Here is a 17,519-nt window from a genome sequence, read left to right on the forward strand (position 1 = left end):
GCCTGGGCGGGCGCGCCCGTGGAGTGCTCAGGCGGCGATCTCGACCAGCGTGACCGTCATGCTCGCCCCGCTGGCGACCCGGTAGGTCAGCTCGGCGCCGGGCTGGGCGCCCAGCAGCACCGCGCCCAGCGGGCTGGTCGGGGTGATCACCTCGACGCCGGGGCCGGCCTGCTCGACCAGGCCGATCAGGAACTGCTGGTCCTCGTCGTCGTCGGAGAACCGCAGGGTCACCAGGCTGCCGATCTCGGCCACCTGCCCGGCGGAGGCCTGGGCGATCGGCGCCTGCAGCTGCACCTGCAACGCCGCGATCCGGGTGTCGAGCTCGCCGAGGCGGATCAGCGCCTCGACGTTGCCGGCGTGGTCGGCCGCGTCGCCGGAGCCGCCGGGCGGAATGCTCTCCAGCGCGGTCTGCACCCGCTGTGCTTTGAGGTCTTCCAACCGAGCCATCAGGGCGGCATGGGCTGACGGTGAGAGGGAAGGCACGATCATCGTCATGGAGAGTCCTTGTGTCGTAATAAGCACATTAGTCGGCTGACTAGTCTGAATCTTTAGCAACTCCGTACCCGCGGAAATCGTTCCTGAATGTGACGAGCAATTTCGAAGATGCGCCCCCGAGGCCCGAAATGAGCGTGGCGAGGCCGCGGGCTTGAACGGCGCTGAGCCTGGATTGTGTTGAGATAGCAGCCATGCGCGCACTGCTATCCGCCGGTTCCCCGCCCGACGCGGCGGCCTCCGAGGCCTCCGTCGACCTGCACGCCCACTACGCCGAAGGCTGGCTGCCCGATGGGGGCGTCCGGGTCAACTTCGTGTGCAGCGCCGACGGCGCCGCCGCCGCGGCCGGGTTGTCCCGCGGGCTGCAGACCCCCGGTGACAACGCGGTGTTCGCGGTGCTGCGCGACCTTGCCGACGTGATCCTGGTCGGAGCCGCGACCGCCGCCGCCGAGGGTTACCGCCCGGCGAGCCCGTCCGCGCGGCGGCGCGCCATCCGGGCCGGGCTGGGGCTTGAAGAGGTGCCGGCCATCGCGGTGATGTCGGCCAGCCTGCAGCTGGACCTGTCCGTGCCGCTGTTCTCGGCGGCCACGCAGGCCCCGACCCTGGTGGTCACCGGATCGGCGGCGCCGATGGGCGCGCGCACCGACATCATCGACCTCGCCGGCACCGAGCAGACCAGGCTGCAGCTGGTGCAGGCGCCCTCCGACGCCGACGGCGGGGTGGACTTCGCCGGCGCGGTGGCCGGGCTGCGCGAGCTGGGCTACCAGCGGATCCTCTGCGAGGGCGGCCCCCGGCTGTTCGCGGCCGGGGTGGCCGGCGGCGCCGTCGACGAGCTGTGCCTGACCGTGTCACCGATGCTCACCGGGCCGGACGGCCCGCGGATCGTCACCGGCCAGCCGTGGCCTGCCGAACTGACTCCCCGGCTGCGGTTGACCGGCCTGCTCACCGAGGACAGCGCGCTGTTCTGCCGCTACCTCCTCGAGCGCCCGGCGGCAGAAGGCGCCACCTGAGGCCTGGCCGGGCGGGCGAGGCGTCACAATGAGCCGATGAGACTGCCCGTGCTGCCGCCCGTGTCCCCGATGCTCGCCAAGTCGGTGACCACCATCCCGCCCGGCGCGTCCTACGAGCCCAAGTGGGACGGCTTTCGATCGATCGTCTTCCGCGACGGCGACGAGGTCGAGTTCGGCAGCCGCAACGAGCGGCCGATGACCCGGTACTTCCCCGAACTGGTCGAGGCGGTCAAGGCGCAACTGCCCGAGCGGTGCGTGATCGACGGCGAGATCGTGGTGGCCACCAAGGCCCGTCTGGAATTCGAGACCCTGCAACTGCGCCTGCATCCCGCCGCGTCGCGGGTGACGCTGCTGAGTGAGCAGACCCCCGCCTCGTTCATCGCCTTCGACCTGCTCGCCCTCGGCGATGAGGACTACACCGGCCGGCCGTTCACCGAGCGCCGGGCCGCGCTGGAAACGGCCCTGGCCGGGGTCACGGCCCCGCTCCACCTCACCCCGGTGACCACCGATCTGGCAGTGGCCCAGCGCTGGTTCACCGAGTTCGAGGGCGCCGGCCTGGACGGGGTGATCGCCAAGCCGCTGGACGGGGTCTACGAGCCCGACAAGCGCGTGATGTTCAAGATCAAGCACGAGCGCACCGCCGACTGCGTGGTAGCCGGCTACCGGGTACACAAGAGCGGCCCGGACGTGGTCGGCTCCCTGCTGCTGGGCCTCTACACCGACGGGGGCGTGCTGAACTCGATCGGGGTGATCGGCTCCTTCCCGATGACCCGGCGGCGCGAGCTGTTCGAAGAACTGCAACCCCTGGTGACCACCTTCGAGGAGCATCCGTGGAACTGGGCAGCTCACGAGGCAGGCGAGCGAACGCCCCGCAAGAGCGAGCAATCGCGCTGGAGCGTCGGCAAGGACCTGTCCTTCGTGCCGCTGCGCCCGGAGCGGGTGGTCGAGGTGCGCTACAGCCAGATGGAGGGTGATCGGATCCGGCACACCGCCCAGTTCATCCGCTGGCGCCCCGACCGGACGCCCGAGTCCTGCACCTACTCCCAGCTCGAGCGGCCGTTGAAGTTCCAGCTGAGCGACATCGTCCCCGGCCTGGGCGAGCCGGCCGACGGCTGAGCACACAGTCGGTCAAGTGAGGCTATTGACCGTTTTAGGCCGAAGATATACATTGTTGTCAGGTACTCCGGAGTGCTGGCGTTCAACGAATTTCCGAGCCGCGGCTCGCGGCTCAGGACGACAACCCTGGAGGTTCTCATGTGGAAACGTGCCGCATTGGTAAGCACAACGGCAAGCGCGGTGGTGGTGGCCGGGCTCGCACTCGCTGCTCCGGCGAGCGCCACAAGCCAGATCACCGTCTACAGCAACGGAACCGCTGCTGGCGTCGGACACTTCAACAGCAGTGGTGAGATCTTCTCGGCATGCGACGTCAAAACCGATGGATACGGCGTGCAGGTCAACTGGTACGTCGTGGCGAACCCGTCCAACAGCGGTTCAGTTCGCGACGGTGACGGAAACAACGGCAACTGCGCGACCCAGAACTCCAGCATCGCGGAGGGCAGGGCCGTGAACTACCAGGTCTGCCTCACCGACAACGGTTCGTTCGTCGCCTGCACCGGCTGGGCCCGGGACTACGCCTGACGACTCGCCGCCGGACAGGCGGCGATAACGCGCCACCCGAGCAGTGCTGGGGCCGGCAGTCCGTGGGCTGCCGGCCCCTAGTGTGGCCGCCCGGCTCACACGGTGGCTGGCGTGGTGCTCAGCCAGGCGTGCTGAGTGACAACCCTTGGGTAACCTCAACAGGTGCCCGCCACTCGCCTTATGACCCGCCTGTCCGTGCTCGTCGCGGGTGCGGCGCTGCTGGTGACCGCGGCGTGCACCTCGACCGACCAGGCCGACCCGCCGGCCAGCACCGCGAACTCGGCGACGTCAGCCGGCGCGGGGAGTTCGGCCAGCGACTCGGCCTCGGCCAGCTCGTCCTCGAGCCAGCCAGCGGCGAGCATCGACTTCTCCGACTGCAGCCAGCAGTTCCAGGCCGCGATCAGCTCGGCCAGGGCCAAGAGCATGACGTTCTCCTGCGGCAAGCTGGCGGTGCCGTTGGACTACAGCGCGCCCGACGGCGAGACCGCCGAGATCTTCGTGGTCCGGGTGCGCAGCGACAACCAGGGCCAGCGCCTGGGCTCGTTGCTGGTCAACCCCGGCGGCCCGGGCGGCTCGGGGGTGAACCTGGCGGCCGGGCTGGTGACCGCGCTGAGCGAGGACCTGCTCGATCGTTTCGACGTGGTGGGCTTCGACCCCCGGGGCGTCGGCCTGTCTGACCCGGTGCAGTGCATCAGCGACAAGCAGAAGGACCAGCTGACCGCTGCCAACCCCGACGTCCGGACCGCGGCCGGCCGGGCCCAGTCCCGGGCCCTCTCGGCCGCGGTCGTCAAGTCCTGCGTCAGCAAGTACGGCTCGGACCTGGGCCACTTCAACACCGAAGAGACCGCCCGCGACATGGACCTGATTCGCGAGGCGGTCGGTGACGCCAAGCTCAACTACCTGGGTTACTCCTACGGCACCCGGCTCGGGGCGGCCTACGCCCACCAGTTCCCGACCCGGATCCGGACGGCGGTGCTCGACGGCGCGGTCGACCCGGTGGCTGACGAGCTGACCGTCAGCGAGCGCCAGACCAAGGCCTTCGAGGACGCCTTCGACCAGTTCGCCGCCGACTGCCTCAAGCGCCCGGACTGCGCGACGCTGGGCAATCCACGCTCGGCCGTCAGGGCGCTGATCGCCGGGGCCGACCGGGAGCCGATCCCGGGCAGCGGCGAGACCGCGAGCCGGCGCGCCACCGGCGGGATCGTCACGATCGGGGTCGCCTCGGCGCTGTATGACCAGTCCCAGTGGAACGACCTGGGGCAGGCGCTGATCGCGGCCCAGGACGGCGACGCCGCCGAGATCATCGACCTGGCCGACCAGTACCTGGAGCGGGACCCGGAGACCGGGCACTACTCCAACATCCTGGACGCCAACCTGGCCATCAACTGCAACGACTCGACCCTGCAGGTCACCGACGAGCTGGTCGCCACAGTGGCCTCCAAGTGGATCTCGAAGTACCCGATCTTCGGGCCGAACGCCGCCGCCTCGCTGTACTCGTGCTACTCCTGGCCGCGCTCGGAGCACCCGTTGCCACCGGCGTCGGCGCCCGGCGCGCCGCCGATCCTGGTGATCGGCACCCGGAACGACCCGGCCACCCCGTACGCCGCGACCGGCGTGCTGGCCAAAGCGCTGGGCTCCGGGGTGGTGCTGACCTGGGAGGGCGAGGGCCACACCGCCTATCCCAAGACCGCCTGCATCACCACCAAGGTCGACAGTTACCTGATCACCGCCACGCCCCCCGCGTCCGGTGAGAGCTGCCCCCGCGGCTGAGGCGGGGCACGGTCTGAATGGCGGTGCTCTTCGCGCTGCTTGCTGCCGCCGCGTACGGGGTGAGCGACTTCGTCGGCGGCCTGGCGTCCCGCCGGATCCCGGCGATCACCGTGCTCTTGGCCAGCTACCCGATCGGCACGGTGCTGATAGCGGCGGCGCTGCCGGTGTACGGCGGCCCGATCTCGGCAGGCACGCTGGCCTGGAGCCTGTCCGGCGGCACGGCCGGCCTGGTCGGGGTGGCGCTGCTCTACTACGCGCTCGGCCAGGCGCCGATGAACGTGATCTCGCCGGTGACCGCGGTGATGACGGCGGTGGTCCCGATAGTGGCCGGGGTGCTGCAAGGCGAGCGGCCGCGCCTGCTGGCCTGGATCGGCATCGTGCTCGGCCTGGTGGCGGTGACGCTGATCACCCGCCAGCCGGCCGACCACCCGCACGGGCCGGTCGGCTGGCGGCCGCTGACGATGGCGGTGCTGTCCGGGGTCGGCTTCGGCGCCTACTTCATCTGCCTGGCCCGCACCGACGAGGACTCCGGCCTGTGGCCGGTGGTGCTGTCCCGGATGATGGCGGTGCTGCTGGTGGTGCCGCTGGCCGCCGCGCTCGCGGGCTTCGTCCGGATCCCGCGGCCGGTGCTCGCCCTGGCGGCAGTGGCCGGGATCCTGGATGCCGTCGCCAACCTGGCCTTCCTGCTGGCCAGCCGGCACGGCCTGCTGTCGCTGTCGAGCGTGATCACCGCGCTCTACCCGGCCGGCACGGTGCTGCTGGCGGTGCTGATCCTCAAGGAGCGCACCGGCGCCGTTCAGCGGGTCGGGCTGGGCGTCGCCGCGGCCGCGGTCGTGCTGCTGACCCGCTAGCACCGGTACTCAAGCCTGTTAGAGGCCTCGCGGGCAGTGACAGAACTTGCCGCACTGGCTGATACCATGCCTGGTATCGTTTTGGTTGTGGCTATGACTTTGCGCCTCAGCGAGGAAGAGACGATTGCGCTACGCGAATACGCGCAGGCTCACGGGGTCTCCATGCAGGAAGCAGCCCGGGAGGCCGTTCGCCAGCTCACGCACAGCGAGCGCCGGGACACCTTCAGCCGGATGATCCGCGAGCGTGATCGAGAACTTCTGGACCGCCTCGCGCAGTGATCGTCCATCTCACGTTCGACGACATCCTGGCGTTGGCCTCCGATGCCGTCGCCCCGGCGGACGTGATCGTCCGAGATTTCGGGCTGTTGCAGTCGGCGGTCGCCCGCACGCAAGCAAGCGCGTTCGGGCGCGACGCTTACCCCATCGTGGCGCTCAAGGCCGCCGCGCTGATGGAGTCCCTTGCCCGCAATCATGCGTTGGTAGATGGCAACAAGCGGCTGGCCTGGCTCGCGACCATGGTGTTCTGCCTGTTCAACGACATGATCGTGACAGCGCCGAGCGTGGCTGAGGGCGAGCAGTTCGTGCTTGCGGTGTGCCAAGGTCAGCTCGCGCTGGACGACATCGCCCATACCCTGCTCCGCTGGAGCTGATCGCGATGGTCAGCCATGCGGTGGGCTGATGATCAGGCTGAGGACGGCGCTGCCCGCGGATGGCGCAGGCTCTCGACATCCCAGCCGGCCCGGCGGGCTCCCGCCAGGTAGGCGCTCTCCAAAAACTCCAGGACGGTGGCCCGGGGGTCGGCGCTGGCCCGGACGTCGTCGTAGCGCAACAGGGCCAGATGCGAGCTGCCCCTCGGGACCCAGGCGGCCTCGGCCGGGCTCAGCGGCTCCTCGGTCAGCCCGGCCGGCTCCGGGGCGGTGTAGCTGTAGAACGCCGGCTCGCCGAACTCGTCGTCACCGAACCAGAAACCCGCGCTGATCACCTCGTGCGAGTACGCCTCCCGGGTGACCGGGTCGACGCCGTCCGGCAGGTCGGCCGGGCGGTCGGAGAACCGGGTCACCGCGATGTCCATGGTGTGCCAGAAGTGGTGCACCGGGCTGGTCTTGGCGTAGCTGCGGCCGGCGAACTCCTCCAGCACCAGCGACACCTGCCCGAGGATCTGCCAGTACCGGTTGGCGTGTTCGGGCACGTAGCTAGCGTCCTGGTCGTCCTCGGCGAACGGCGTGCTGTCGGCCAGGTCGAAGGGCACCGGCTGGGCGATGCGCACCTGGTAGCCGACCGAGGCCAGCGCGTCGAGCAGCTGCCGGTAGAACCCGGCCACCGACAGGTCTGTCAGCGAGAACGACACCCGCTGCCCGGTGCTGCACTCGACGCGCAGCAGGTGCTCCACGAAGTCGAAGTCGATCGAGAAGAAGGTGTCACTACCCATCGGCCGGGACGTGAGGCCGCGGGCGGTCAGGTGGAACGGGACGTTCCACCAGTGATTGCGCAGCGGGCTCTGATCCAGGCGGACCTTGCCGGCGATCTGCAGGAAGCGGTGCAGCGTCTGCTTGGTGTCCTGCCACTCAGCCAGCGGCATCGGCGGGAACAACATGACCACTCACCTCCTGCCAAGACTCGCTAGCACTGTGTCCAAACGCTACTCGTGACCGGTACTCGACTTGGCAGGAAGCCTGGGCTGGGCGTAAACCCTCATCTTCCTGCTGGCCAACCGGCACCGCCTGGTGCTGGTGCACACCAGTGCCCTCGAACGAGCCGACTGGGCATCACCGTCGGGCGATCGTGCTGCTTGTGATCCCAAGCCCGCACGACTGACCGCCATGCACAGCCTCCAGGATCATCAGCCGTCCAAGCTGAATCCCCGATACGGTTCGCATACACACTGGACTGGTAAGACGGGAGAGGTAGTGCCCGCAAGCTTTCAAGCCTTCTTCGCGACCCTCCTCGCATTGCTGCCAGGAGCGGTTTATGTGTTCACTTACGAACGCCAAGTTGGGTCCTTCGGCGTCAACTTCACTGACCGCGTGATCCGGTTTTTGTCAGCCAGCGCTGTATTTCACGCAGTCTTTGCCTTCGCGAGTACCGGGCCTACGTAGAACTCTTCCGAAGCGGCAAACTCGGCAGGGGTGAAGTAAGCGGCTGGCAGGTCGAGGCGCTAGCCATGACCTATCTACTGGTGCCAGCGGTGGCAGGCTTCCTCCTCGGACAAGCAGCGCGGAGTCGACCGAGGTGGTTAGCGTGGGCAATCGGTGACGCGCAGGCTCCCCGAGCTTGGGACGACCTTTTCGCGCGTGGCCCCGAGGGCTTCATACGTGCGCGGCTCAAGTCGGGCCAATGGATCGCCGGCTACTTCGGCACAGCACCGGACGGGCGCAAGTCTTATGCGGCCGGGTTTCCTCACGACCAAGATCTACTGATAACTCGTAGGGTCGACATCGATCCTGAATCAGGCGACTATGTGACAGCGGCCGACGGCAGTGCACAATCCCTCGACGGGTGGCTCCTCGTACGCTGGGAAGAACTGGAAATACTCGAATTTACGGAGGTGAGCGCAGATGGCACCTGAGCGGAGTCGAGACAGCGAAATCGAACGCCGTGGTGGGTATTCCGATGGTTGATCGCAGAATCCCAGGTAGCGGATACGCAAGCCGCGGTAAAGCTCGGGGGGCGCTACCACCCCCGCCGCGCACCCCAGCACCCGGCGAGTCGAATAAGACATCTGAGTCATCCCGTTCGGAATCCACCGGTACGTCCCACGACCAGAAACCCGCCCAAGTAGCAAGATCGGCTCGCACTGGGAGGGTCGTACCTAAGGCGGCTGCTTCGAGAAGGACTAGCTCTACTTCTTCTCTGAGGCAAGCCGGAGCTAGTCGAGTGACCCGTAAGAAGTAGATGACATACACCGCACGCTCACCAACACCCAGCGCTGATCATCTCTTTTAAGTACGGTCTGCCGCTGACTCGGGGTACCCATGTCTCGCCTCAGTCGCGCGTCCACCGGGTGGCCTCGTCGAGCAGGTCGATCACCGCGTCCTCGCTGACCGCGGAGAAGTCGCGGTAATGGACCCCGACAGCTCGGAACGGATGGGGGGTGCAGGCGCTGATGACGGCGTCGGCCTCGGGGAATTCCCCGAGCGCCGCGAGGGGGGCCACCGGCACTGCGATGACGACTCTGGCGGCGCCCAGTTGGCGGGCCACCAGGCAGGCGACCCGAGCGGTGGCTCCGGTGGCTATCCCGTCATCGACGAGCACGGCCGTCCGGCCGGTCAGCTCGACGCGCGTGCGTCCCTGCCTCAGCCGGGTGACTTGAGCCTCAAGGGTCGCCCGTTCGCGTCGCTCCACCTCCGCAAGCCCGGCAGCCGAGACGCCGGAGCCGGACAGCACCTCGGCATTGATCACGCGCGCGCCGTCCTCGCCCACCGCGCCCATCGCCAGCTCCGGCTGGTACGGCACGCCGAGTTTGCGCACGACTATGACGTCCAGCGGAGCGGCGAAGGCCTTCGCGACCTCGAAGGCCACCGGCACGCCGCCCCTGGGCAGTCCGAGGACGACCGGGTCTCCCCCAGGCAGGTTCTCCGACGACTCCAGCGCACGCGCCAGCCGCCGGCCGGCCTCGACTCGATCAGCGAAGAGGTTTCCAGCCCCCCACATGCAGGCTCAGCTCTTCTTGGCCCGACTGGGCTGCACTCGCATCGGCTCGCCCTCCATCTTCGGAAAGTTCGGCGGGTAGGGGGCGTCGCCCTGGTCGAACTCGTGCTCGTCGCGCTCTGACCAGTCCAGCAGCACGGAGATGTCGAACGGGTTGTCGTCGATGCCCGCGTGCAGGTCGCCCAGCTCGGCGAAGCGGGCCGGCATGGTGGCCATCGTGTAGTCCTCCATCCGGACCCCGGCCAGCTCCTGCCAGCTGATCGGCGCCGACACCAGGCCGGTGCTGGCCCGGATCGAGTACGCCGAGGCGATGGTGCGGTCCCGGGCGTTCTGGTTGTAGTCGATGAAGATGCTCTCGCCGCGCTCCTCCTTCCACCACTTGGTGGTCACCAGCTCCGGGGCGCGCCGCTCGACCTCGCGGGCGAAGGCCAGCGCCGCCCGGCGCACCTGGGTGAAGCCGTGCTCGGGATGGATCCGCAGGTAGATGTGCAGCCCCTTGGACCCCGAAGTCTTGGGCCAGCCCACGGCGCCGAGTTCGTCCAGCAGCTCGCGCACCAGGCCGGCCACCTCGACCGCGTCGGCGAAGTCGGTTCCCGGTTGCGGGTCCAGGTCGATGCGCAGCTCGTCCGGACGCTCGGTGTCGGCCCGGCGCGAGTGCCACGGGTGAAACTCGACGCTGGACATCTGCACCGCCCAGATCACGCTGGCCAGCTCGGTGACGCACAGCTCGTCGGCGGCGCGCCCGGACGGAAAGCGCACCTGCACCGTCTCGACCCAGTCCGGGGCTCCTTTGGGAATCCGCTTCTGATAGATCCGCTCGCCGCCGGTGCCCTCGGGAAACCGGTGCAGCATGCACGGCCGCTCGCGCAGCGCGCGGACGATGCCGTCGCCGACCGCGAGGTAGTACTCGGCCAGGTTCAGCTTGGTGGCGCCGGTCGCCGGGAAGTACACCCGGTCCGGGTTGGTGATCTTGACCACCCGGTCTCCGACCTCGAGCTCGATGAACGGCGATGCCATATCCGACACGGTAGGCGATATTCCATGGTGGATGTCGGACCCGGCCGCTACTTTCCACCCCGTGACCAAACCCCACGTCGCAACAGGAACGACACCACCCACCTTCGCCGGGTTCGACCCGCTGGCCGAGATCGCCGAGCACAGCGCCGGGCTGGCCCGGGCCGCCGAGGCCAACCTGGACGCGCCGGTCGAGCACTGTCCGGGCTGGACGGTGGCCGACCTGGTCTGGCACCTGAGTGATGTGCACTGGTTCTGGGCCAAGATCGTGGCCGAGCTGCCGTCCGAGCGGCCGGAGGACCTGCAGCGGCCGGAGCGGGCGGCGCCCGACCAGTTGGTCAGCCGGTTCTCGGCCGGCGCCGCCCACCTGGTGCGGGTGCTGGGCCAGGCTGACCCGGCCGCCGCGTGCTGGACCTGGGCGCCCACCCAGCAGAACGCCGGCTTCGTCCTGCGGCACCAGGTGCAGGAGGCCGCGGTGCACCGCTGGGACGCCGAGCACGCGGCCGGTCGCGAGATCGCGCTGGGAACGGCGATGTCGGCCGACGCCATCGACGAGTTCCTGACCTTCTCGATGTACACGGTGGACGACCCGCCCGAGACTGAGACTGTCCTGCCGCGCCTGGACGGCCCGTTGGTGCTGGCGGCCAGTGACGCCGGCCTGGAGTGGACCATCGCCGACGACAGCGTGCCCGGCACGGTGAAGTTCAGCACCGGGCCGGCCGACCCCGGGCTGCCCCGGATCACCGGCACCGCCTCGGATCTGCTGCTGTGGCTCTACGGCCGGGTGCCGCTGCCGATCACGCCCGGCAGCTCGGGTGACCAGCCGGCCGCCGAGCAGCTGGTGACCCGGTTTCGGAAGCTGGCCTTCACCGACTGACCCGCGCCTGACATCAAATGCCAAAACAAGGCATGCTGTGCAGGTGGATGAAGAACTGCGCCGGCCACCGGTCACCGGGCGGCACATCGTGTACCTGGATCCCAAGCTGGATCGGGCGGTAAGCCCCTATTCGCCGGAGGGCGAGATCCAGATGATGGGTGAGTTCGCCTCCGGCCTGAGCCGTCGCGGCGCCGTCTCGCGCCCGATGGCGATCATGCTGGTGATCCTGATCCTGGCTCCGATCGTGCTCAGCGTGCTGGCCATCCTGACCAGCTTGTGAGTCCGCCGTTGTAGACACCATGCGGCACTTCGCTGCGTACTGTTGAAAGCATGACTACCGACCAGAGCGCCCCGCGGGTCACCAAGACCGACGAGCAGTGGCGGGCCGAGTTGTCCCCCGCCGAGTACGCGGTCCTGCGCAAGGCCGGCACCGAGCGGCCCTACACCGGCGAGTACACCGACAACCACCAGACCGGCGTCTACTCCTGCCGGGCCTGCGGCGCGGAGCTGTTCCGGTCGGATCAGAAGTTCGACTCCCACTGCGGCTGGCCGAGCTTCTTCTCGCCGCTGGCCGGCTCAGCGATCGTGGAACGGGTCGACAACAGCCTCGGCATGCGCCGGGTCGAGGTGCTGTGCGCCAACTGCCACAGCCACCTCGGGCACGTCTTCGAGGGCGAGGGCTACGCCACCCCGACCGACCTGCGGTACTGCATCAACTCGATCAGCCTGCGGTTCACCGACGCCAGCTGACGGCTTCCGGCTAGGGCAGGGACTCCACCAGCTCGGCCATGCTGCGCCGGGTGCCGGTGTAGAACGGCACCTCCTCGCGCACGTGCCGGCGGGTCTCGGAGCCGCGCAGGTGCCGCATCAGGTCCACGATCCGGTGCAGCTCGTCGGCCTCGAACGCCAGGATCCACTCGAAGTCGTTGAGCGCGAAGGAGGCGACCGTGTTGGCCCGGACGTCGGGGTAGTCGCGAGCCATCTTGCCGTGCTCGGCCAGCAGCGCGCGCCGCTCCTTGTCCTCCAGCAGGTACCACTCGTAGGACCGGACGAACGGGTAGACGCAGACGAACCGGCGCGACTCCTCCTCGGCCAGGAACGCCGGGATGTGGCTCTTGTTGAACTCCGCCGGCCGGTGCAGCGCCATCACCGACCAGACCGGGCGCAGGTGAGCGCCGAGCCGGGTCCGCCGGAACCTGCTGTAGGCCTCCTGCAGCTGCTCGGCGGTCTCGGCGTGCCACCAGATCATCAGCTCGGCGTCGGCGCGCAGCGCCGAGAGGTCGTAGCTGCCCCGGATGGTCACATCGCCGGCGGCCAGCTCGGCGAACAGCGACTCCACCTCGGCAGCCAGTTCGGGCCGGGGCGCGTCGCCCAGCGGCTGGCTGACCGTGAACACCGACCAGGCGGTGTAGCGGATGACATCGTTGAGCTCGCGAGCCTGCTTGCCGTCGACCATGCCTGTCATTGTCCTGACGGCGGCAGGCCGGCCAGCACCCGGTCGCTTGCTTTGTGACCTGAACCGACGCAGGCCGGAATCCCCACCCCGTCATAGCTGGCGCCGCAGACCGCCAGGCCGGGGACGCGGTGCACGTCCGCCCTGATCCGGGCCACCCGCTGCAGGTGGCCGACGGCGTACTGGGGCAGCGCGCCGCCCCAGCGCTGAACGTGGCTGTCCACCGGCTGGGCGGTGACCCCGGTGATCTCGGCCAGCTCGCGGCGCACCAGCGCCACCAGCTCGGCGTCGGTGCGCTGCAGCACCTCCTCCTCGCCGGCCCGTCCGAGCGAGGCGCGCAGCAGCGTCACCCCGGACTCGGCGCCGACCCCCGGCCACTTCTGCGACGAGAACGTGACGGCCTTGACCGCCAGGCCCTCGACCGCCGGCACCAGCACCCCGCTGCCCGCCGGCAGCGCGGCCGCGGCTCGGAAACCCTGGCCGGCGAAGGCGAGCGTCACGATCACCATGCTGGCGGTCCGGATCGAGTCGAGCTCGGCTGCCGCGACCGGCGCGAGCCGGGCCAGCAGCGTCCCCGCCTTGCCGGCCGGCGTGGCCACCACCACGGCGTCGGCAGCCAGCCACCGGCCATCGGGCACCGAGCCCAGGGCGAGCTCGAACCCGGTGGCCGTCCGGCGCAGCTCGCGGACCGGGGTCGAGGTCCGCACCTCGAAGCCGCCCGTCGCTGCCAGCCGCTCGGTCAACCGGGCCAGGCCGCCGGCCACGCTGGCGAACACCGGCCCGGCCACCGGCGGGCCAACGGCTGCCGCGGCGGCCTCCAGCAGCGAGCCGCCGCCGGTCATCAGCCTGTCGGCCAGCACCGGCAGCGCCGCCTGCAGCGAGAGCTGCCGGGCCTGCCCGGCGTAGACACCGCCGAGCAGCGGGTCGACCAGCCGGTCCACCACCTCGGTCCCGAACCGCTCGCCGACCAGGTCTCCGACCGACACGTCGCCGGCCAGCGGCGGGTACGGTCCGCCGGCCGGCTCGTTCTCTATCCGGGCCAGCGCCTGGGCGCTGAGCACGCCGCTGGCGCGCACGGCCGCCACGTCTGAGGGCACCCCGATGAGCGTCCGGGCCGGCAGGCTGTGGTTGGCGCCGCGGCTTCGCAGCAGCGCCGACGTGCTCAGCGGCGAGATCAGCTCCGGGCCGAGGCCGGCTGCCATGGCGGCCCGGACGCCCTCGGGACGGCGGGCCAGCATCGCCTCGGCGCCGACGTCGACCCAGGCCCCGGCCACCTGGACCCGGCGCAGCTTGCCGCCGACCCGGTCCGCGCCTTCGAGCAGCACCACCTCGACGTCCGGCCGGGCCCGGGAGATCTCGGCGGCGGCGCTCAGGCCGGCGACCCCGCCGCCGATGACGGCAACCCTGGGCATCGCTACAGCGAGTGGACTAGCTCGACGACCCGGGTCAGCACGTCAGGATCGGTGTCGGGCAGCACGCCATGGCCGAGGTTGAAGATGTGGCCCGGCGCCCGGCGGCCCTCCTCGACGATGCGGCGGACCGAGCGCTCGATGACCGGCCAGTCCGCGAGCAGCACCGCCGGGTCCAGGTTGCCCTGGACCGGGGTGGCGCCGCCGATCCGCCGGGCCGCCACGTCGAGCGGGATGCGCCAGTCGACGCCCATCACCGAGGCGCCCGCCGAGCGCAGCTGCTCGAGCAGCTCGCCGGTGCCCACCCCGAAATGGATCTTGGGGATCTGCTGGTCGGCCAGCGCGGCGAACACCGCCTGCGAGTGCGGCAGCACGTACTCGGTGTAGTCGGCCGCCGACAGCCCGCCGACCCAGGAGTCGAACAGCTGGATGGCCGAGGCGCCAGCCTCGATCTGCACCCGCAAGAAGGTCGCCGAGATCTCGGCCAGCCGGCCCAGCAGGGCGTGCCAGACGGCCGGCTCGGAGTACATCAGGGCCTTCGTCCGGGCGTGCTCCTTGGACGGGCCGCCCTCGATCAGGTAACTGGCAAGGGTGTAGGGCGCGCCGGCGAAGCCGATCAGCGGCACGTCGCCGAGCTCGCCGACCAGCTGGCGCACCGAGACCGCGATGTCGGTGACGTCGGACTCCTCCAGCCGCCGTACCGCTGCCACGTCGGCGGCCGTGCGCACCGGATGCGCCACCACCGGGCCGGTGCCCGCGACGATCTCGATCTCGAGGTCGACCGCCACCAGCGGCACCACGATGTCGGAGAAGAAGATCGCCGCGTCCACCCCGTGCCGGCGAACCGGTTGCAGGGTGATCTCGGTGACCAGATCGGGCGTGCGGCAGGCCTGCAGCATCGAGGTGCCGGCCCGCAGCCGCCGGTATTCGGGCAGCGAGCGGCCGGCCTGGCGCATGAACCAGACCGGCGGGTGGGCGAGCTGCTCACCGGCGGCCGCTCGTGCTAGCAGCGAACGGGTGGCCCGGTCGCCGGGCGGCTGCACATCGGTGGTCGTTGTCATCACCCACCATCGTCGCACGCGGCCCAGGCGCGGCGCGCCTCACACGGTGTTGTCAGCCACCATGCGAAGTTCTCCTCGCGCACCTGGCGAATGCGCGCACACTGGTACTCAGAAGGGACCCGCACGCTCATGTTGCCCGACTCCGGCATTGCCGCGGACGGCCATCCCGCTGCCGAGAGCAGCGTGGACGCCGACGCGGTGCCGAGCAGCGCCCCGGAACCATTTCGCACCGCCATCAGCACCCTGCTGGCCACCACCGTACGGCCGCAGGCCCGGGTCGAGCGGATCAGGCCACCGCAGCGGCTCGCGCCGTGGACGTTCGCTGTCGCGGTCGACATCTTTCCCGGCCCGAACAGCTCGGCCACCGGCCAGGACTCGGCCACCGGACGGCTGGTGGTGCTCTATGACCCGGACGGCAGTGAGGCGTGGGACGGCGAGATCCGGCTGGTGGGCTACGCCCAGGCCGACCTGGCCGCGGACATGGCCGGGGATCCGCTGCTGCCCGCGGTCGGCTGGAGCTGGCTGACCGAGGCGCTGGAGCAGCGCGGCGCCGAGCACACCGCCGTCGGCGGCACCGTCACCCAGACCACCTCGACCCGGTTCGGCGACGTGCACGGCCCGAGCAGCCTCACCCAGCTCGAACTGCGCGGCTCCTGGACCGCGACCTCGCCCGACCTCTCGCGGCACCTGCTGGCCTTCGTCGACCTGCTCTGCATCGCCGCCGGACTGCCCCCGGAAGGTGTGGCCGTTCTCGGTGACCGCTGACGGGATGGATTCCGACCGCGGGGCCGGGCAGGACCCGGCCGCCATGCCCGATGAGGCCGCCGCCGGAGACGTCGCGCCGGTAGAAGTCGCGGCTGTCGAGGAGCCGGCCACGGTGCTGCTGCGCACGCCGCGCGACGGCACCCCCCGACCGCTGACCACGCCTGCCGAACTCGCCGAGGCCGCCGCCGGTCTGGCGGGCGGGCACGGCTCGGTGGCCATCGACGCCGAGCGCGCCTCGGGTTATCGCTACAGCCAGCGGGCCTACCTGGTGCAGCTGCGCCGGGCCGGCTACGGGACGGTGCTGATCGACCCGATCCCGCTGCCCGACCTGAGCCTGATCGACCGGGCGCTGGCCGACGCCGAGTGGATCCTGCACGCCGCCTCGCAGGACCTGCCGTGCCTGGCTGAGCTCGGCATGCGTCCCCGCCGGCTGTTCGACACCGAACTGGCCGGCCGGCTGCTCGGGTCCGAGCGGGTAGCGCTGGGCACCATGGTCGAGCAGTACCTGGGCGTCTCGCTGGAGAAGGGCCACTCCGCGGCGGACTGGTCCACCCGGCCACTGCCGGCGGACTGGCTGAACTACGCCGCCCTGGACGTCGAGCTCCTGATCGAGCTGCGCGAGGTGCTGGTGGCCGAGCTGGAGCGCACCGGCAAGCTGGCCTGGGCCGAGCAGGAGTTCGTGGCGGTGCTGAACGCCGGCCCACCGGTCCCCCGCAGCGATCCGTGGCGGCGCACGTCCGGCATCCACAACCTGCGCAGCCGGCGGCAGCTGGCGATGGTCCGCTCGCTGTGGCAGGCCCGGGACCGGCTGGCTGCCGAGCGCGACGTCGCACCGGGCCGGACACTGCCCGACGCCGCGATCCTGGCCGCGGTCAAGGCGAATCCCAAGAGCCTGTCCGAGCTGGGCAAGGTCACCATCTTCAACGGACCCCGGCAGCGCCGGCTGGCCAACTACTGGTTCAGCGCGCTGGCCGAGGGCCGCGACGCGCCCGAGGACCAGCTGCCGCCGCTGGCCCAGCTGAGCACCGATCCCGACGCCATGCCGCCGCCGGCCCGCTGGCGCGAGAAGGACCCGGCGGCGGCGCTGCGACTGGCCGCCTGCAAGCAGGTGATCACCGAGGTCGCCGCCGAGCACCAGCTGCTCAGCCAGAACCTGCTGGCCGGCGACGTGATCCGCCGGCTGGCCTGGCGCTCGGTCTCGCCGGTGACCGAGGACAGCGTCCGGGCCCGGCTGGCCGAGCTGGGCGCCCGGTCGTGGCAGGTCGAGCTGCTGGCCGCCCGGCTGGCCACCGCGTTGCTCGCCCCGCCGCCCGAGCTGGCTTCGGCTGACCTGGCCGATCCAGCCACGGAGCCAGATGCCGTGGAGCCCGAGGCCGTGGAGCCAGATGCCGTGGAGCCCGAGGCCGTGGAGCCCGATGCCGCGGAACCCGATGCCGCGGAACCAGGCCCCACCGATCCGGCTGGTCGGTAACCACGAACCAGGCCGCGGACCGCAGTCAGCCCCACCCCCGTCCGCCAGCACGGACCGCGT

General features: G+C 70.4%; 21 protein-coding genes. 13 read left to right on the forward strand and 8 right to left on the reverse strand.

The features are described 5' to 3' along the window. Positions 1-27 precede the first annotated feature (27 nt). The gene (locus VF557_10355; GenBank protein HEX8080599.1) at positions 28-495 is read right to left on the reverse strand and encodes a GreA/GreB family elongation factor; all 468 of its coding nucleotides are present in this window, start codon (positions 493-495) and stop codon (positions 28-30) included. Positions 496-686: 191 nt separating this feature from the next. Between VF557_10355 and VF557_10360 the strand changes: the two genes are divergently transcribed. The 3 genes from VF557_10360 to VF557_10370 all read left to right on the forward strand — a co-directional run bounded on the left by VF557_10360 (position 687) and on the right by VF557_10370 (position 3,140). Continuing rightward, on the forward strand, positions 687-1,502 hold the full coding sequence (locus tag VF557_10360; protein HEX8080600.1) for a dihydrofolate reductase family protein: 816 nt from the start codon (positions 687-689) through the stop codon (positions 1,500-1,502). 36 nt (positions 1,503-1,538) lie between these two features. Beyond that, positions 1,539-2,618, forward strand: a complete 1,080-nt coding sequence (locus VF557_10365) for an ATP-dependent DNA ligase (protein HEX8080601.1) — start codon at positions 1,539-1,541, stop codon at positions 2,616-2,618. Positions 2,619-2,690: 72 nt separating this feature from the next. Next, positions 2,691-3,140, forward strand: a complete 450-nt coding sequence (locus tag VF557_10370) for a hypothetical protein (protein ID HEX8080602.1) — start codon at positions 2,691-2,693, stop codon at positions 3,138-3,140. A 155-nt stretch (positions 3,141-3,295) separates the two neighbouring features. Here VF557_10370 and VF557_10375 read toward each other — a convergent pair whose 3' ends face one another. After that, positions 3,296-3,565: a hypothetical protein gene (locus tag VF557_10375; protein ID HEX8080603.1), complete on the reverse strand. Its 270-nt coding sequence runs from the start codon at positions 3,563-3,565 to the stop codon at positions 3,296-3,298. Here VF557_10375 and VF557_10380 point away from each other — a divergent pair. From VF557_10380 to VF557_10395, 4 genes are read left to right on the forward strand one after another with little or no spacing between them, the layout of a single operon-like run. Beyond that, the gene (locus tag VF557_10380; protein ID HEX8080604.1) at positions 3,564-4,910 is read left to right on the forward strand and encodes an alpha/beta hydrolase; all 1,347 of its coding nucleotides are present in this window, start codon (positions 3,564-3,566) and stop codon (positions 4,908-4,910) included. The two genes, VF557_10375 and VF557_10380, sit on opposite strands and share 2 nt — an antisense overlap. Positions 4,911-4,927: 17 nt before the next feature. Next, a complete protein-coding gene (locus VF557_10385; protein HEX8080605.1) occupies positions 4,928-5,761 on the forward strand; it encodes a DMT family transporter in 834 nt (277 codons plus the stop codon). A 36-nt stretch (positions 5,762-5,797) separates the two neighbouring features. Continuing rightward, positions 5,798-6,040, forward strand: coding sequence for a hypothetical protein (locus VF557_10390; protein HEX8080606.1), 243 nt, complete (start codon positions 5,798-5,800; stop codon positions 6,038-6,040). Then, positions 6,037-6,411, forward strand: coding sequence for a Fic family protein (locus VF557_10395; GenBank protein HEX8080607.1), 375 nt, complete (start codon positions 6,037-6,039; stop codon positions 6,409-6,411). Before VF557_10390 ends, VF557_10395 begins: the two co-directional genes overlap by 4 nt. Before the next feature lie 32 nt (positions 6,412-6,443). Here VF557_10395 and VF557_10400 read toward each other — a convergent pair whose 3' ends face one another. After that, positions 6,444-7,355, reverse strand: a complete 912-nt coding sequence (locus VF557_10400; protein HEX8080608.1) for a DUF5996 family protein — start codon at positions 7,353-7,355, stop codon at positions 6,444-6,446. 459 nt (positions 7,356-7,814) lie between these two features. Here VF557_10400 and VF557_10405 point away from each other — a divergent pair, with 459 nt between their 5' ends. Further along, complete coding sequence (locus tag VF557_10405; protein ID HEX8080609.1) at positions 7,815-8,327, forward strand: DUF6338 family protein; 513 nt, start codon at positions 7,815-7,817, stop codon at positions 8,325-8,327. A 416-nt stretch (positions 8,328-8,743) separates the two neighbouring features. Here the strand turns inward: VF557_10405 and VF557_10410 are convergent, their stop codons facing one another. Both VF557_10410 and ligD read right to left on the reverse strand, forming a co-directional pair. Further along, the gene (locus VF557_10410) at positions 8,744-9,412 is read right to left on the reverse strand and encodes a phosphoribosyltransferase family protein (protein HEX8080610.1); all 669 of its coding nucleotides are present in this window, start codon (positions 9,410-9,412) and stop codon (positions 8,744-8,746) included. A gap of 6 nt (positions 9,413-9,418) precedes the next feature. Beyond that, on the reverse strand, positions 9,419-10,426 hold the full coding sequence (ligD, locus tag VF557_10415) for a non-homologous end-joining DNA ligase (GenBank protein HEX8080611.1): 1,008 nt from the start codon (positions 10,424-10,426) through the stop codon (positions 9,419-9,421). 61 nt (positions 10,427-10,487) lie between these two features. Between ligD and VF557_10420 the strand changes: the two genes are divergently transcribed. From VF557_10420 to msrB, 3 genes are read left to right on the forward strand one after another with little or no spacing between them, the layout of a single operon-like run. Further along, complete coding sequence (locus tag VF557_10420; protein ID HEX8080612.1) at positions 10,488-11,300, forward strand: maleylpyruvate isomerase family mycothiol-dependent enzyme; 813 nt, start codon at positions 10,488-10,490, stop codon at positions 11,298-11,300. A 43-nt stretch (positions 11,301-11,343) separates the two neighbouring features. Beyond that, entirely contained in the window at positions 11,344-11,580 is a 237-nt protein-coding gene (locus VF557_10425) for a hypothetical protein (GenBank protein ID HEX8080613.1), read from the forward strand. Positions 11,581-11,630: 50 nt separating this feature from the next. After that, complete coding sequence (gene msrB / locus VF557_10430; GenBank protein HEX8080614.1) at positions 11,631-12,050, forward strand: peptide-methionine (R)-S-oxide reductase MsrB; 420 nt, start codon at positions 11,631-11,633, stop codon at positions 12,048-12,050. A 10-nt stretch (positions 12,051-12,060) separates the two neighbouring features. Here msrB and hemQ read toward each other — a convergent pair whose 3' ends face one another. From hemQ to hemE, 3 genes are read right to left on the reverse strand one after another with little or no spacing between them, the layout of a single operon-like run. Next, entirely contained in the window at positions 12,061-12,765 is a 705-nt protein-coding gene (gene hemQ, locus VF557_10435; protein ID HEX8080615.1) for a hydrogen peroxide-dependent heme synthase, read from the reverse strand. Continuing rightward, positions 12,762-14,165, reverse strand: coding sequence for a protoporphyrinogen oxidase (hemG, locus tag VF557_10440; GenBank protein HEX8080616.1), 1,404 nt, complete (start codon positions 14,163-14,165; stop codon positions 12,762-12,764). Before hemG ends, hemQ begins: the two co-directional genes overlap by 4 nt. Before the next feature lie 2 nt (positions 14,166-14,167). Then, positions 14,168-15,223, reverse strand: coding sequence for a uroporphyrinogen decarboxylase (gene hemE, locus VF557_10445; GenBank protein ID HEX8080617.1), 1,056 nt, complete (start codon positions 15,221-15,223; stop codon positions 14,168-14,170). A gap of 129 nt (positions 15,224-15,352) precedes the next feature. Between hemE and VF557_10450 the strand changes: the two genes are divergently transcribed. Together VF557_10450 and VF557_10455 are read left to right on the forward strand one after the other, a co-directional pair. Further along, the gene (locus VF557_10450) at positions 15,353-15,988 is read left to right on the forward strand and encodes a DUF3000 domain-containing protein (protein ID HEX8080618.1); all 636 of its coding nucleotides are present in this window, start codon (positions 15,353-15,355) and stop codon (positions 15,986-15,988) included. After that, the gene (locus tag VF557_10455; GenBank protein HEX8080619.1) at positions 15,978-17,459 is read left to right on the forward strand and encodes an HRDC domain-containing protein; all 1,482 of its coding nucleotides are present in this window, start codon (positions 15,978-15,980) and stop codon (positions 17,457-17,459) included. Before VF557_10450 ends, VF557_10455 begins: the two co-directional genes overlap by 11 nt. Positions 17,460-17,519 lie beyond the last annotated feature (60 nt).

Source organism: Jatrophihabitans sp. (assembly GCA_036389035.1).
In the GTDB taxonomy this organism is placed as follows: Bacteria; Actinomycetota; Actinomycetes; order Mycobacteriales; family Jatrophihabitantaceae; genus Jatrophihabitans_A.

Excerpts from the sequence above, each read along its gene's own strand:
- VF557_10355 (HEX8080599.1), bottom strand. The coding sequence starts at position 495 with ATGACGATGATCGTGCCTTCCCTCTCACCGTCAGCCCATGCCGCCCTG.
- VF557_10360 (HEX8080600.1), top strand. The coding sequence starts at position 687 with ATGCGCGCACTGCTATCCGCCGGTTCCCCGCCCGACGCGGCGGCCTCC.
- VF557_10365 (HEX8080601.1), top strand. The coding sequence starts at position 1,539 with ATGAGACTGCCCGTGCTGCCGCCCGTGTCCCCGATGCTCGCCAAGTCG.
- VF557_10380 (HEX8080604.1), top strand. The coding sequence starts at position 3,564 with ATGACGTTCTCCTGCGGCAAGCTGGCGGTGCCGTTGGACTACAGCGCG.
- VF557_10375 (HEX8080603.1), bottom strand. The coding sequence starts at position 3,565 with ATGCTCTTGGCCCTGGCCGAGCTGATCGCGGCCTGGAACTGCTGGCTG.
- VF557_10385 (HEX8080605.1), top strand. The coding sequence starts at position 4,928 with ATGGCGGTGCTCTTCGCGCTGCTTGCTGCCGCCGCGTACGGGGTGAGC.
- VF557_10400 (HEX8080608.1), bottom strand. The coding sequence starts at position 7,355 with ATGTTGTTCCCGCCGATGCCGCTGGCTGAGTGGCAGGACACCAAGCAG.
- VF557_10410 (HEX8080610.1), bottom strand. The coding sequence starts at position 9,412 with ATGTGGGGGGCTGGAAACCTCTTCGCTGATCGAGTCGAGGCCGGCCGG.
- ligD (HEX8080611.1), bottom strand. The coding sequence starts at position 10,426 with ATGGCATCGCCGTTCATCGAGCTCGAGGTCGGAGACCGGGTGGTCAAG.
- msrB (HEX8080614.1), top strand. The coding sequence starts at position 11,631 with ATGACTACCGACCAGAGCGCCCCGCGGGTCACCAAGACCGACGAGCAG.
- hemQ (HEX8080615.1), bottom strand. The coding sequence starts at position 12,765 with ATGACAGGCATGGTCGACGGCAAGCAGGCTCGCGAGCTCAACGATGTC.
- hemG (HEX8080616.1), bottom strand. The coding sequence starts at position 14,165 with ATGCCCAGGGTTGCCGTCATCGGCGGCGGGGTCGCCGGCCTGAGCGCC.
- hemE (HEX8080617.1), bottom strand. The coding sequence starts at position 15,223 with ATGACAACGACCACCGATGTGCAGCCGCCCGGCGACCGGGCCACCCGT.
- VF557_10450 (HEX8080618.1), top strand. The coding sequence starts at position 15,353 with ATGTTGCCCGACTCCGGCATTGCCGCGGACGGCCATCCCGCTGCCGAG.